Below are 14,172 nucleotides of genomic sequence, written 5' to 3' on the forward strand. Positions count from 1 at the left end.
AACGGCATGACCGAACAACACTCCGTTCCCAAGCTGGTGGCCGTCCTGGGCGCCAACGGACGCATGGGCGCCGAGGCCGTCAAAGCCGTCGACGCCGCGCCCGACATGAAGCTCGTCGCAGCCCTGGGACGGGGTGACTCGCTGGAGCAGCTGGCCGCCTCGGGCGCCCAGTATGTGGTGGACCTGACGGTTCCCGAAAGCACCGAAGCCAACGTCCGCTTCGCCGTCGAGCACGGCATCCACACCGTGGTGGGCACCACCGGCTGGGACGCGGGACGCTTGTCAGACCTGGAGTCTTTGCTGGCAGCGCACCCGGGCACCGGTGTCCTCATTGCGCCCAACTTCGCCCTGGGCTCGGTCCTGGCCTCGGCCTTCGCAGCGAAGGCATCGAAGTACTTTGAATCGGTGGAGATCATCGAACTGCACCACCCGGACAAGGTCGACGCCCCGTCCGGCACCGCTGTCCGCACCGCCCAGCTGATCGCCGCCGAGCGCGCGGCGGCGCAGGTTCCGCAAAGCCCGGATGCCACCACCAGCGAGCGTGCCGGGGCCCGCGGCTGCGAGGTGGACGGCGTCCGCGTCCACAGCGTCCGGCTCCGCGGCCTGGTGGCGCACCAGGAGGTGCTCCTGGGTGGTCCGGGGGAGCAGCTGACCCTTCGCCATGATTCCTTCGACCGCGCCTCGTTCATGCCCGGCGTGCTCCTGGGCGTGCGCAACGTTGCGGCGCACCCGGGCCTGACGGTGGGCCTGGATGGATACCTGGACCTGGGACTTTAGGCCATGAATGGTCTCCTGGCCGGCTTCCGGAAAAACCGCACCAAGATTTGGGTGGGTGCGGTCACCCTCCTGCTGGTCTTCTACCTGGTGGTCTCCTTCCAGCGTTCGCTCCTGCTCCTGACGGACAGCAACCTGACAGCCAAGGCCATCGGCGCCGCCTACCTGGTGCTGCCCGTTGTGGGCGCCTGGGCCCTGATCCGGGAGCTCATGTTCGGCGCCCGCACCGAGCAGATGGCCAAAGTCCTGGAAGCCGAAGGCGGGCTGCCCGTCGATGAGCTCCCACGCACGCCCGGAGGCCGGATCGTTCGGGCCGCAGCAGACGCGGAGTTCGAAAAGTACCGGGCCGAAGCCGAAGCCGCCCCCAACGACTGGCGTTCCTGGTTCCGCCTCAGCTGCGCCTACGACGCCGCCGGCGACCGCAAACGTGCGCGGGCGTCCATGCGTGACGCCGTGAAGCTCTTTACCGCCGCCTCCTGATCCACCGCCGGCGCCGGCCCGGCCCCAGCCTCGCGGTGGCGCTGCGGGTAACTGCGATGGGCATTTCTGCCCATCGCAGTCCGCCTCCGCCCGCGGTAGGTTTATTTAGTAAATACTCTTTAGCTTTGGGGGAAAGCATGAGGCTGGCCGTATCTGTGCCACGGTTCCGGCTCTTCGGAACCGAAGGCAGGGCCCCCGCCCCTCAACCCCACCACTTCGCTCCTCCACGCCGTGCCGCCCGAGGCTTCCTGACGCCGCGCGCAGTTACTCCTGGGCCCAGCCGCGCCCTGCGTGCCGCACCGCACCCTTGACCAGAAGGACCATCAATGAGCCACCCAAATTTCCCGCAGCCGCCCCACAACGGACCGGCCGCTCCACCCATTCCGCCGGCACCATCCACCTACGGCGGACGGCCCAATTTCCAGGGGCAGTTTCCTGCAGGTCCGCAGGGGGAATACCAGCCCGGGCCCCACGGCAACGCTTTCTACTCCGGCGGCCCCGGAAAGTCCTTCATCACCACCTGGATCCTGTCCCTGCTGCTGGGAACATTTGGTGCGGACCGCTTCTACCTGGGCAAGACCGGCTCGGGTGTCGCCAAGCTCTTGACCGCCGGTGGCCTGGGCATCTGGGCCCTCGTTGACCTGATCATGACCTTGACGGGGAACACCAGGGACAAGGAAGGCCGCCCGCTGGAGGGCTACCCGGAGAACAAGAAGAAGGCCTGGATCATCACCGGCATCCTCTGGCTGGTGAGTATCATCACCGCTATCCTGCTGACCCTCGTGTCCCTTGCAGTGGCCGGCGCCGCCCTTGAGAAGCGGACGATCCCAGGAGCGCCCGATGTTCCGTCGGCCTCACAGGCCGCCCCGGCGCCGTCCACCGGATCCGCCCCACCCAGTGGATCGGCTGCCGGCGCGAACTCCTTCGTGGCCACCGCCTCGGAAGGAAATACCGTCAAGGTCAGCGTCCTCGACTCCATCTACACCACGGAAATTCCGGGCATGACGTACCTGCAGCCCAAGAATGGCGGATTCCTGGCCGTCAAGGTCTCCTGGGAGACGCTGACCGGGAGCAGCTTCGCCAGCCCCTCGAACTTCATGGTCTTCGACGCTGACGGCAAGGAGGGCGAACTGGTTTACCTCGATGACGGCATGGGCGCCCTGCCCACCGATGAGGTGGGTGCCGGCGATCTCCGCCAGGGCGTCATCGCGTTCGATGTGAAGAAGGGCCCGGTCCAGGTTGTCCTCAACGATGACTTCGGCGACAAGGCGGCCGCCTTCACGCTGACGCCGCAATAGCAGGCGGCCCCGGCGCCGGAACCGGACCCGCGCCCCCACCCGGGGCGCGGGTCCTTTCATTCCGGCCGGCGCTTTGGGCAGCGGGAGGGTCAGGAAAGGGCCTTGAAGCCTCCGCGGCCCACAAGCGAGGCCGTATGGCCTACCCACTCCAGCGGGCCGCGCCACCGCAGCCGGGCGAAAACGATGCCGATCGTGACGGCGGTGGCCGCCTGGGCGAAGAACATCCCGTCCTCGGTCCAGCCGGCGGGAAGGGGCTTCAGGTAAAACCCGGAGACAACCCAGACGTGGACGGTGTAGAGAGTCAACGTCATGGCGCCGGCCCCGCGCAACGGCAGCAGCAGGTCCAGGTCCACCCACTCCGCGAGGCGCTCCAGGAGCAGACAGGCGCCGATGACGGCAGCGGCCACCGCCGAGGTATGCAGCAGGTCAAGCGGGGTTCCCGAGTGCGGTGCCGCTGACGCCAGCCACCACCAGGAACCCTCCTGCTGGATGCCTGTCAGGTTGACCTGCAGGACGCTGCCCAACGGGTACCCCGGAGCGTTGAGGAACTGCTCCAGCGCTGCACGGCCGCCCCAGTCTTCCATGGCCGCCGTACCCAGGGCCTTGGCCGCCACGGCCACCACGGTTCCGCTTACCAGCAGCAGCACCGGGGTGACTGCCTTGGGGAGCACCAGGCGGCCTATCACCAGTCCCACCAGCAGGTAGGACAGCCATTGGAACACGGGGTAGTAGCCGGTGAGGAAGACATCCGCGAGCAGCCGTGTTGGCGTAGCCAGGTCATCCCAGGCGGGGTTGTGGCCCAGGTTCAGCGGGGGTTCGGGGGCCAGCAGCCATGGCCGCAGGAGGTACGCCAGCACCGGCGACGCAAGGATCCATCCCGCGGCCCACGCGCACAGCGGCTTCACCCCGAGCCCCAGGAAAGGCAGGATACACAGGAACAGCACGGCGTAGTGCACCAGGATGATGGCCACATTCACTTCGAGTCCGCCCAGGGTAAGTCCGACGGCGGCAACCACCAGGGCGCGCAGTGCCACGCCGCGCCGGGCGGCGGAGAGTTGGGCACCCTCGAGCGGCGTGTTCTTCCCGGTGGACAGGGCGAGCCCCACGCCCGCCAGCACGGCGAAGAGGGCAGCAGCGCGGCCGGAGAAGGTGAGGCCGATCCAGGTCGGCGTGAGGTTTGCATTCGATTCGAAGGTGGGCAGCAGGTGGGTGGCCATCATGCCCAGCAGGGCCACGCCCCGCGCAGCGTCGATGCCCCGAAGACGCCCCGGTTGCCGGCTTCCAGTGGCCTTGCGGGACCGGGTGGCCGCGGATCGGGACGTCATGACCAGATCGTCTCACATGCGCCGCCGGCGCAGCTTGTCACAGCACGGCAGGACCGGCCCCGGGCCCTGAAAGGCCGGACCGTCCGGGCAGCCACGCACCATCCAGAGGATACCTGGACATCCTTGTTTTCGAATATATGTTCGAATATCATGGCAGCCATGGAGATCAGACCAGCAGGAATCCCCGCACCCCGGGAGCAGGGGCGCCAGCAGCACGGACCCGGGCGGGCTGGGGCAGCGCGTCCTGGGAACCAGCCGGCGGACAATCCGCAGTCCGCCGGCAAGCCGCGCCGGATTGGCCCCGCCACCCAGTCGGCGGTGGATAGCGGCTCCGGCGGTGGGCCCCTGAGGGCGATGAGTCCGGGAGTGGTGGATTACCTGTTCCGCCAGCTTGTTTCCGGCCGGCCGGCGGAGGACGTGGCATGGGAACGGGAGGGCATCAGCCTGGCTGCCCAGCCCGAAGGGGCGGAACTGGCCCGCCGGCTTGCTGAAACGGACCTTGATGCGCTGACGCCTACGGAGTTGTTCCACTATGTGCGCGCGGCGCAGCGTCTCGCGGCATGGGCAGAGGGCCTGCGCCAAACCGCCGTCGGCCGCTATTGCCATGCCGGAGCGGACGCACCGCGGCCGGACCGGCGCGGTATTTGACGCTCGTCACGCCCGTGGCATTGTCCTAACCAGCCGGGGACAGGGTAACGTTTTTTCCATGGCTGACTCTTCCGCGCACATCCCTGCCCTCGGTACCCTCCTGACCGCCATGGTCACGCCGTTCACCAAGGACGGCGCAGTGGATTACGACCAGGCGGCAGCGCTGGCCAGCAAACTGGTTGACGACGGCTGCGACGGCCTTGTGGTCACCGGCACCACAGGCGAAACCTCCACGCTGACAGACGAAGAGAACCTCGGCATGTTCCGCGCCGTCAAGGATGCCGTGGGCGGCCGAGCAGCCATCATTGCCGGTACCGGCACGAACGACACAGCGCACTCGGTGCACCTTTCCCAGCAGGCAGCCGCCCTCGGCGTCGACGGCCTCCTCCTGGTGACCCCTTACTACAACAAGCCCAGCCAGGCCGGCGTTCGCGCGCACTTCGAGACCATCGCCTCCGCAGTGGACGTCCCCGTCATGCTCTACGACATTCCGGGCCGGTCCTCCATCGCGATTGAGCCCGACACCATGATCCGGCTGGCCCAGCACCCCAACATCGTCGCCGTCAAGGACGCCAAGGCGGACTTCACCGCAGCCACCCGCGTCATGGCCGAAACGGACCTCCTCTTCTACTCGGGCGATGACGGGCTGACCCTTCCCTGGATGGCGCTGGGCGCAGTCGGCCTGGTCGGGGTCACCACCCACGTGGCCACCCGCCGCTTCCGCGAGCTCATCGACGCCGTCAACGCCAATGACCTTGGGACTGCCCGCAAGATCAACTTCGAGCTGCAGCCCGTCGTCCGCGCCACCATGACCCGCGTCCAGGGGGCCGTGGCGGCCAAGCAGATTCTTAAATGGCAGGGAGTCCTGCCCAACTCGATTGTCCGTTTGCCCCTCGTGGAGCCGGACGAAACCGAGATCGAAACCATCCGCGGGGATTTGGCGGAAGCGGGGCTGGTCTTCTCCTGAGGCTAAGACCGGCACCCTTCCGCCTGGAAAGTAGTGCACTATGACCCAAACTGCCCTTACCGGCCTTGTCACCCCTCCGCGCCTGCCCCAGGGCACGCTCAGGATCGTTCCGCTTGGCGGACTCGGGGAGATCGGCCGGAACATGGCCGTGTTCGAAATCGACGGCAAGCTGCTGATCGTGGACTGCGGCGTCCTCTTCCCCGAGGAAACCCAGCCCGGCGTTGACCTGATCCTGCCGGATTTCTCCTACATCGAGGACCGGCTGGACGACGTCGTGGCCGTCATCCTCACCCATGGCCACGAGGACCACATCGGCGCCGTGCCGTACCTGCTGCGCCTGCGCAACGACATTCCCCTGGTCGGTTCCCAGCTGACGCTTGCCCTGATCGAGGCAAAGCTGCAGGAGCACCGCATCCGGCCCTACACGCTGACGGTCGAAGAGGGCCAGGTGGAGAAGTTCGGGCCGTTCGAATGCGAATTCGTCGCCGTGAACCACTCCATCCCGGATGCCCTGGCCGTCTTTATCCGCACCGCCGGCGGCACTGTCCTGCACACCGGTGACTTCAAGATGGACCAGCTGCCGCTGGACGGACGCATCACCGACCTGCGCCACTTCGCCAAGCTGGGCGAAGAGGGCGTTGACCTCTTCATGTCCGACTCCACCAACGCCGACGTCCCCGGCTTCACCACGGCCGAGAAGGAAATCGGGCCGACCCTGGAGCGCCTCTTCGGTCAGGCCACCAAGCGCATCATCGTGGCGTCCTTCTCCTCCCACGTGCACCGCGTGCAGCAGGTCCTCGACGCCGCCGCCAAGCACAACCGCAAGGTGGCCTTCGTGGGCCGCTCCATGGTCCGCAACATGGCCATTGCCGAAAAGCTGGGCTACCTGGACGTCCCGGCCGGGCTGATCGTCGACATCAAGAACATCGACAACCTGCCGGACAACCGGGTGGTCCTGATGTCCACCGGTTCGCAGGGCGAGCCCATGGCGGCCCTGTCCCGGATGGCAAACGGTGACCACCGGGTGGTGGTGGGGGACGGCGATACCGTCATCCTGGCCTCCAGCCTCATCCCGGGCAACGAGAACGCCGTGTTCCGGATCATCAACGGCCTCCTCAAGCTTGGCGCCGACGTCATCCACAAGGGCAACGCCAAGGTCCACGTCTCCGGCCACGCCGCGGCCGGCGAACTGCTCTACTGCTACAACATCCTCGAGCCGCTCAACGCGATGCCGGTTCACGGCGAAACCCGCCACCTGATCGCCAACGGCAAGATCGCCATCGAGTCCGGCGTTCCGGAAGCCAGCGTCATCCTCGCGGACAACGGCACCGTCATCGACCTTCGCGACCACCAGGCAGACATCGTGGGCCAGGTGGAGGTGGGCTTCGTCTACGTTGACGGCTCCAGCGTTGGGGAGATCACGGACGCCGACCTCAAGGACCGCAGGATCCTGGGCGACGAAGGCTTCATCTCGATCATCACGGTGATCCACCGCGCCACCGGCAAGGTGGTGTCCGGCCCCGAGATCCATGCCCGCGGCGTTGCCGAAGACGACTCCGTCTTCGACGACATCATCCCCAAGATCAACGCGGCACTGGAAGAAGCGGTCCAGAACAATGCGGACCACACCAGCCACCAGCTCCAGCAGGTGGTGCGCCGCGTCGTGGGCACCTGGGTCAACCGCAAGCTGCGCCGCAAGCCCATGATCATCCCGGTGGTCCTCGAGGCCTGATGGTCCACCCCGCCGGCTCCGGCCCGCCCTCCCCGCCGCAGGCAGGAGTGCGGGCCGGAGGCCTTTAACAGCGGGGAGCGGGGATGCTCCCGGCCCCGATATCCCCGGAATCACCGCATGCTTCCGGTAGCGTAACTACTATGGCCACACGTACTACTTCCGCGCCCAAAGGTACCGGCAGGGGCAGCTCCGGCAGCAAATCCGGGAGCCCCACAGGCCGCGGAACCGGCTCCACCGCCGGCAGGGCGGGGCGTGGCGGCTCATCAAGCACCGCACGCACCCGCCAGCTTCCCGCCGTCGAACACCACCAGCCGTGGCTGCTGCGCGTAGTGGGCGGCGCATGGCTTGGCGTGGGGCACCTGGTGGGCGGGGGAGTGCGCCGCATCGGCCACGACGTCAGCGACCTCCCCCCCGAGGACCGCCGCGATGGAGCCGCCCTGTTCAACCTGGCGCTCGGCGTCTTCATCGCCACGTTCGCCTGGTGGGGCCTGACAGGCTGGTTCCCGGACGCCGTCTACGCCGTGGTGAACGGCACGTTCGGGTGGATCTCCCTGCTGCTTCCGCTCATGCTCTTCGTCTGTGCCTTCCGGCTGTTCCGGCAGCCCTCCGATGGCCGGGGCAACAACAGGGTGGGCATCGGCTTCCTGATCATGACATTCGCCGGCTGCGGCCTGGCACACATCCTGGGCGGCCAGCCCACGGTGGCCGACGGCTTCGACGGGCTCCGCAGGGCGGGCGGCATGCTCGGTTTCCTGGCCGCCACGCCGTTGGCCGCCATCCATCCCGCCGTGCCGGTGGCCCTCTACGGCCTGCTCGCATTCGTATCCCTGCTGATCATCACGGCCACCCCGTTCACCGCCATTCCGCGCCGCATCCGCGGAGCGTACGAGCACCTCATGGGCATCGACCTGATGGATCCGGAACGCGCCGACGTCCACGACCGCAGCTACCTCGAGCGGACGGCGCCGCCCGCACCCCGGAAGAAGAAGCGGAAGTTCTTCGGGAAGGACCAGGAAGCCGGGGCAGGCCTTGAGGGCTACGTGGGCGACGAAGCCTTCGAGCACGCTGTCATTGACGACGACGAGGGCGAACCGGCGCGGCCCGCGCCCGGAGTGCGGCGGCCCACCCAGGCGGAGATCGCCGTCGAGAAGATCAAGGCCGCCCAGGGCCTGGGCGCCGGTGCGCAGGCGGCCCCGCCGGAAAACGCCACCGAGGCCATCCCCCTGGTTATCCCCGGTGCCGCGGCTCCCGGCAAGCCTGCCGCCGCGCCCACGGTGCCCTCGAACCCGGTGGCGCCCGCGCCGCCGCCCGTTCCCATCCCGCAGCGGACCGAGCAGCTCTCGCTGGCCGGCGACGTGACCTACACCCTGCCGGCCTCGGACTTCCTGACCCCCGGGTCCATCCCGAAGGAGCGCACGGAAGCCAACGACGCCGTCGTCGCCGCCCTCACGGACACCCTGACCCAGTTCAATGTTGATGCCACGGTCACCGGGTTCAGCCGCGGCCCCACCGTCACCCGGTACGAAATCGAGCTCTCGCCCGGCACCAAGGTGGAGCGCGTCACCGCCCTGTCCAAGAACATCTCGTACGCCGTTGCCTCCAGCGACGTCCGGATCCTCAGCCCCATCCCCGGTAAGTCCGCCATCGGCATCGAGATCCCCAACACCGACCGTGAAACGGTCTCCCTGGGCGATGTCCTCCGCAGCCAGAACGCGCGCCGCACGGACCACCCCATGGTGATGGGCGTGGGCAAGGACGTGGAGGGCGGCTATGTGGTGGCCAACCTGGCCAAGATGCCCCACCTCCTGGTGGCTGGTGCCACCGGTGCCGGCAAGTCGTCCTTCGTGAACTCGATGATCACCTCGATCCTGATGCGGGCCACCCCGGATGAGGTCCGCATGGTCATGGTGGACCCCAAACGAGTGGAACTGACCGCGTACGAGGGCGTGCCGCACCTCATCACGCCGATCATCACCAACCCCAAGAAGGCCGCCGAGGCGCTGCAGTGGGTGGTGCGGGAAATGGACGCCCGCTACGACGACCTGGCCAACTACGGCTTCAAGCACATCGACGATTTCAACAAGGCCGTCCGTGCCGGGAAGGTCCACCCGCCGGTGGACTCCAAGCGCGTCATCCGGCCCTACCCATACCTGCTGGTGATCGTGGACGAGCTTGCCGACCTGATGATGGTCGCCCCGCGCGACGTAGAAGACTCGATCGTCCGCATCACCCAGCTGGCCCGCGCCGCAGGCATCCACCTGGTCCTGGCCACCCAGCGCCCGTCCGTGGACGTGGTCACCGGCCTCATCAAGGCCAACGTGCCTTCGCGCATGGCCTTCGCCACGTCCTCCGTCACCGACTCCCGCGTGGTCCTCGACCAGCCCGGCGCCGAGAAGCTGATCGGTCAGGGCGACGCCCTCTTCCTGCCTATGGGAGCGTCCAAGGCGATGCGTGTCCAGGGCGCCTGGGTCACCGAATCGGAGATCCATAAAGTGGTGGAGCACGTCAAGGGGCAGCTGCAGGCTGTCTACCGGGACGACGTCGCCCCCGAAGCGGAAAAGAAGCAGATCGACGACGACATCGGGGACGACCTCGAGGTGCTGCTGCAGGCCACGGAGCTTGTGGTCACCACCCAGTTCGGCTCCACCTCCATGCTGCAGCGCAAGCTCCGGGTCGGCTTCGCCAAGGCCGGCCGGCTCATGGACCTCCTTGAGTCCAGGGGAGTGGTGGGACCTTCCGAGGGTTCCAAGGCCCGGGACGTCCTGGTCAAGCCGGACGACCTCGCCGCGGTCCTCGCCGCGATGAAAGGCCAGGAGCCGCCGGCCGTGGCCGATTCACAGACGGCAGCGCTCAGTGACAACGCCAACGCCAACATTGCCCAGGGCGGCTACGCCGAAGACCTGGTGGCCGCTGACCTGGACCAGCGGAAGCAGAACGTCGAATATTACGACGGATCGGATTCCGCCCCGGGCGACGACGACGGCTCCGAGGACGCCTGGTCCCTCACCGGACGCTAGCCCGGTAGCCTAGGAACGTGACTAGCACCGATGCAACCGCCGCCGGCCAAGGCCGTGCCGGGGTCTGGAACCTCCCCAATGTCCTGACCATGATCCGCATCGCGCTGGTCCCGTTCTTCGTGTGGTTCCTCGTGGCCGACGCCCCCGGGCTGCACAGCACCTCCGGACCGTGGCGCTGGGCGGCGGTGGCCGCGTTCGCCGTCGCCATCTACACGGACAAGCTCGACGGCGACATCGCCAGGAGCCGGAACCTGGTCACTGACTTCGGCAAGATTGCCGACCCCATTGCCGACAAGCTGCTCATCGGCTCCGCGCTGGTGATGCTGTCCTTGCTGGGCGAGCTCCCCTGGTGGGCAACCGTGGTGATCCTGGTCCGTGAATGGGGCATTACGGCCCTGAGGTTCTTCGTGATCCGCTACGGAGTCATCCCCGCCTCCCGCGGCGGCAAGCTCAAAACCGTTGTCCAGACCGCGGCAATCTTCCTGTACCTGCTGCCGCTCGGGGCATTCGCGCCCTGGATGTCCTGGGTGGCATTCGCCGTCATGATGGCAGCCGTGGCGATCACGCTGTGGACCGGCGTCGAGTACGTGGTTGAAGCCCTGCGCCTGCGCGCCAGGGGCAAGCGGCAGGCGGGAACCGAGGGACGGGAACAGGCATGAGCAACCTTCACCGGCTGGCGGCACAGGCCGTCCGGCAGGCACTTGACTCCGGACGGACCGTTGCCACTGCGGAGTCGTTGACGGCCGGCATGGTGTCCGCTGTCCTGGCTGACACCCCGGGCGCCTCCGGCATGCTGCAGGGCGGGGTGGTGGCATACCAAAACTCGGTGAAGGAGGCGGTGCTGCACGTGCCCGCCGACCTGCTGGCCAGTGCCGGCTCCGTCGATCCCGACGTCGCCCGGGCCATGGCCGCCGGGGCGCGCACTGTCCTGGGCGCCGACGTCGGGCTTTCCACCACCGGCGTCGCCGGTCCCGAGGCCCACGACGGCAAACCCGTGGGCCGGGTCTACATCGGCATCGCCACAGCCGCAGGCACCGCCGGTTTCGAGTACTCCTTCACCGGAAACCGGCCGGACATCCGCGCCGCCACTTGCGCCGCCGCCCTCGAAAGACTCCTCGAAGCCCTCGCCGGCTAAGCCGCGCAGGCCGCCAAGTTACCGCGCGTAAAGTTGCCGGGAACAAAAGCCATTACCGATTAGTTATTACATTGTGTCGCTTCCGAAGAGCGGAGGCGCCTAGGATGAAATGACCAAGACAGGTTCGCCGGCGGCGGACCTGACCAATGAGGGAGCAAGGCGATACAGATGGTAAAGCAGCCCGTATCCGTAAACGGCGTTGTCCGCTGGAAGGATGTGGGCCTCGCCGAACAGGCTAAGAGCGAACAGAAGGAGCGCAAGATGGTAGTACTTCGTCACGAAATCGGTGATGTCCTGCGCGATGTCCGCCAGCGTCAGGGGCGCACGCTCCGTGAAGTTTCGCACAGCGCCCGTGTCTCCCTGGGATACCTCAGCGAAGTGGAGCGCGGCCAAAAGGAAGCATCGTCAGAGCTCCTGTCCTCGATCTGCTCGGCACTGGATGTTCCGCTGTCAAGCATGCTCCGCGAGGTCAGCGACCGCGTGGCAGTAGCCGAAGGCGTCGCCGTTCCGGACACCGTCCCGCAGGAATTCTCCCAGCGTTACGGCCGTGACCTGGAACGCGACCTCAACACTGAACTGAACGACGAACTCTCCACGGGACTCCTCTCCGGAGCCCGGTAAGGAGCCCCACCGCAGGGTGGGCGCCGGACAACAGGAAGCCCCCGGCCATGCCGGGGGCTTCCTGCTGTCATGAGTCCTGCTGCGCCCGCTCCGGTGAGCCCGGCCCGTCAGCGGCCTCCCTGGGGAATCCGTCACGCTCATAAGTGGAGTTCAACCTGGCCATGCAGCGGGCCAATTCCTCAAGGTCCTCCACCGGCCACTCGCGCAGCCGCTCCTGGAAGACCTGTCGCCTGGCGTCCTGGACCTGGTGCATCTTCTCTTCGCCCTTGGGCGTCAGCCGGATCGACTGCGCCCGGCGGTCCAGGGGGTCCGCCTCCTTGGACACCAGGCCCAGACCTTCCAGGAACGCGATCTGCCGGCTGACCGACGGCTTGCCCACACCGATGTTCATGGCCAGCTCAGTCAGCCGGATGGGGCCTTCCCGGCGGATAATCGTCAACAGCCCGTACGCCGCTGGCTCCATGTCCGGGTGGACCTCGCGCGAAAGCTGGTTGGAGATGGCCCGCGCCCGCCGCCAAAAAAGGCTGATCTGGTGTTCAACATTTTGCAGCGCGGCATCGGCGGCGTCATTGCCTGTGTCCTGCCGCGGCGGGAGGTCCGGGGAGTTGCTCATGGCAACAATTCTAGGGTCCACAATCATGAGAGGATTTACCGATGCGAATCAGCGAGTACTGGCGTCTGATGGATGACGAGTTCGGCGCGGGATACTCCCGCGTGCTGAGCAGCACCCTGGTCCTTGCCGGCGTCGGTGGGCGCACCGCTGACCAGGCCCTGGCGGCCGGGGTTGAGCCGCGCCGGGTCTGGCTTGCGGTCTGCGACGTCCAGGATGTCCCGTCGGAACGGCGGCTGGGCCGCGACATCGCCCCGCGCCGCGACTAGCGGAGGGCACGGCGCTGCCGGGGCGGGGATCCTGCCGGCGGACACGCCGCAGGAGCTCCACTCTTCGAATACCTGTTCGGATAAGGCTATGATTTTTTCATCGGGTTTATCCACATAGCCGTTGTCTTCCGGCCGGAATGTCAGTGGGTCCCCTTAGCGTCAGAGATGACCAACACAATGGCCGCGAAGGCCACCATCGAGAAAGCATTAGAGGTGTCAACCATGGCGGCAGCCCCGGATCGTGCAAAAGCGCTGGAAGCAGCACTTGCCCAGATTGACAAGCAGTTCGGCAAGGGCTCGGTCATGCGCCTGGGCGACGAAGTCCGCGCTCCGATCGAAGTCATCCCCACCGGCTCCATCGCCCTGGATGTCGCCCTTGGCATTGGCGGGCTCCCGCGCGGCCGCGTCATCGAAATTTACGGTCCTGAATCCTCAGGTAAGACCACCGTGGCCCTGCACGCGGTGGCGAGTGCCCAGCGCGCGGGCGGGATCGCAGCCTTCATCGACGCCGAGCACGCCCTGGACCCCGACTACGCCGCCAAGCTGGGCGTGGACACCGATGCCCTCCTGGTTTCGCAGCCGGATACCGGCGAGCAGGCCCTGGAAATCATGGACATGCTGGTCGGCTCCGGTTCGCTGGATGTCATCGTCATCGACTCCGTGGCCGCCCTGGTGCCGCGGGCAGAAATCGAAGGCGACATGGGCGACAGCCACGTCGGCCTCCAGGCCCGCCTCATGAGCCAGGCCCTGCGTAAGATCACCGGACGCCTGAGCCAGACCAAGACCACCGCCATCTTCATCAACCAGCTCCGGGAAAAGATCGGCGTCTTCTTCGGTTCCCCCGAAACCACCACAGGCGGTAAGGCCCTGAAGTTCTACGCGTCGGTCCGCATCGACGTCCGGCGGATCCAGACCCTCAAGGAGGGCGCCGACTCGGTCGGCAACCGGACCAAGGCCAAGATCGTCAAGAACAAGATGGCTCCGCCCTTCAAGGTGGCCGAGTTTGACATCATCTATGGCCAGGGCATCTCCCGCGAAGGCGGCATCATCGACATGGGCGTGGAGCACGGCATCATCAAGAAGTCGGGTTCCTGGTTCACCTACGACGGCGACCAGCTGGGCCAGGGCATGGAAAACTCGCGCCGTTTCCTCCGTGACAACCCGGAGCTTGCCGCCGAGCTGGAGCGCCTGATCAAGGAGAAGCTCGGTGTCGGCGTCAAGCCTGCCGAGGATGAGTCCAAGGACGCGCCAAAGCTGAAAGCCGTCGACGGGTTCTAGCCCTTGACCGGCCCACGA

The 14,172-nt window shown here is 67.0% G+C and carries 14 protein-coding genes; 12 read left to right on the forward strand and 2 right to left on the reverse strand.

Annotation, left to right across the window (positions count from 1 at the left end; all coding sequences use genetic code 11):
• The first annotated feature begins 6 nt into the window (after positions 1-6).
• The 3 genes from dapB to NIBR502770_RS04620 all read left to right on the forward strand — a co-directional run bounded on the left by dapB (position 7) and on the right by NIBR502770_RS04620 (position 2,552).
• Positions 7-777, forward strand: coding sequence for a 4-hydroxy-tetrahydrodipicolinate reductase (gene dapB / locus NIBR502770_RS04610; protein ID WP_141181174.1), 771 nt, complete (start codon positions 7-9; stop codon positions 775-777).
• Positions 778-780: 3 nt separating this feature from the next.
• The gene (locus NIBR502770_RS04615; protein WP_141160970.1) at positions 781-1,254 is read left to right on the forward strand and encodes a hypothetical protein; all 474 of its coding nucleotides are present in this window, start codon (positions 781-783) and stop codon (positions 1,252-1,254) included.
• A gap of 326 nt (positions 1,255-1,580) precedes the next feature.
• A complete protein-coding gene (locus tag NIBR502770_RS04620; RefSeq protein WP_141181175.1) occupies positions 1,581-2,552 on the forward strand; it encodes a TM2 domain-containing protein in 972 nt (323 codons plus the stop codon).
• Between the two features lie 89 nt (positions 2,553-2,641).
• On the opposite strand, the gene NIBR502770_RS04625 is transcribed toward NIBR502770_RS04620, so the two are convergent.
• Positions 2,642-3,877 (reverse strand): heparan-alpha-glucosaminide N-acetyltransferase domain-containing protein, encoded by a 1,236-nt coding sequence (locus tag NIBR502770_RS04625; protein WP_141181176.1) that lies wholly within the window; start codon positions 3,875-3,877, stop codon positions 2,642-2,644.
• Between the two features lie 159 nt (positions 3,878-4,036).
• Here NIBR502770_RS04625 and NIBR502770_RS21430 point away from each other — a divergent pair, with 159 nt between their 5' ends.
• The 7 genes from NIBR502770_RS21430 (at position 4,037) to NIBR502770_RS04660 (ending at position 11,997) form a co-directional block, all read left to right on the forward strand.
• Positions 4,037-4,525 (forward strand): hypothetical protein, encoded by a 489-nt coding sequence (locus NIBR502770_RS21430; RefSeq protein ID WP_246857403.1) that lies wholly within the window; start codon positions 4,037-4,039, stop codon positions 4,523-4,525.
• Positions 4,526-4,583: 58 nt separating this feature from the next.
• Positions 4,584-5,492, forward strand: a complete 909-nt coding sequence (dapA, locus tag NIBR502770_RS04635) for a 4-hydroxy-tetrahydrodipicolinate synthase (protein WP_141181177.1) — start codon at positions 4,584-4,586, stop codon at positions 5,490-5,492.
• 40 nt (positions 5,493-5,532) lie between these two features.
• The gene (locus NIBR502770_RS04640; RefSeq protein ID WP_141160966.1) at positions 5,533-7,224 is read left to right on the forward strand and encodes a ribonuclease J; all 1,692 of its coding nucleotides are present in this window, start codon (positions 5,533-5,535) and stop codon (positions 7,222-7,224) included.
• Positions 7,225-7,364: 140 nt separating this feature from the next.
• Positions 7,365-10,241, forward strand: coding sequence for a DNA translocase FtsK (locus tag NIBR502770_RS04645; protein WP_141181178.1), 2,877 nt, complete (start codon positions 7,365-7,367; stop codon positions 10,239-10,241).
• A 17-nt stretch (positions 10,242-10,258) separates the two neighbouring features.
• A complete protein-coding gene (pgsA, locus tag NIBR502770_RS04650; protein ID WP_141160964.1) occupies positions 10,259-10,900 on the forward strand; it encodes a CDP-diacylglycerol--glycerol-3-phosphate 3-phosphatidyltransferase in 642 nt (213 codons plus the stop codon).
• A complete protein-coding gene (locus NIBR502770_RS04655) occupies positions 10,897-11,376 on the forward strand; it encodes a CinA family protein (RefSeq protein WP_141181179.1) in 480 nt (159 codons plus the stop codon). Before pgsA ends, NIBR502770_RS04655 begins: the two co-directional genes overlap by 4 nt.
• Before the next feature lie 168 nt (positions 11,377-11,544).
• On the forward strand, positions 11,545-11,997 hold the full coding sequence (locus NIBR502770_RS04660) for a helix-turn-helix domain-containing protein (protein ID WP_018771597.1): 453 nt from the start codon (positions 11,545-11,547) through the stop codon (positions 11,995-11,997).
• A 67-nt stretch (positions 11,998-12,064) separates the two neighbouring features.
• Here NIBR502770_RS04660 and NIBR502770_RS04665 read toward each other — a convergent pair whose 3' ends face one another.
• Positions 12,065-12,610 (reverse strand): MarR family winged helix-turn-helix transcriptional regulator, encoded by a 546-nt coding sequence (locus NIBR502770_RS04665; protein WP_141160962.1) that lies wholly within the window; start codon positions 12,608-12,610, stop codon positions 12,065-12,067.
• 41 nt (positions 12,611-12,651) lie between these two features.
• Here NIBR502770_RS04665 and NIBR502770_RS04670 point away from each other — a divergent pair, with 41 nt between their 5' ends.
• Both NIBR502770_RS04670 and recA read left to right on the forward strand, forming a co-directional pair.
• Complete coding sequence (locus NIBR502770_RS04670; protein WP_141160961.1) at positions 12,652-12,876, forward strand: DUF3046 domain-containing protein; 225 nt, start codon at positions 12,652-12,654, stop codon at positions 12,874-12,876.
• A 222-nt stretch (positions 12,877-13,098) separates the two neighbouring features.
• A complete protein-coding gene (gene recA / locus NIBR502770_RS04675; RefSeq protein ID WP_141161628.1) occupies positions 13,099-14,154 on the forward strand; it encodes a recombinase RecA in 1,056 nt (351 codons plus the stop codon).
• Positions 14,155-14,172 lie beyond the last annotated feature (18 nt).

Origin of the sequence: Pseudarthrobacter sp. NIBRBAC000502770 (genome assembly GCF_006517815.1) — a bacterium.
Taxonomy (GTDB): domain Bacteria; phylum Actinomycetota; class Actinomycetes; order Actinomycetales; family Micrococcaceae; genus Arthrobacter; species Arthrobacter niigatensis.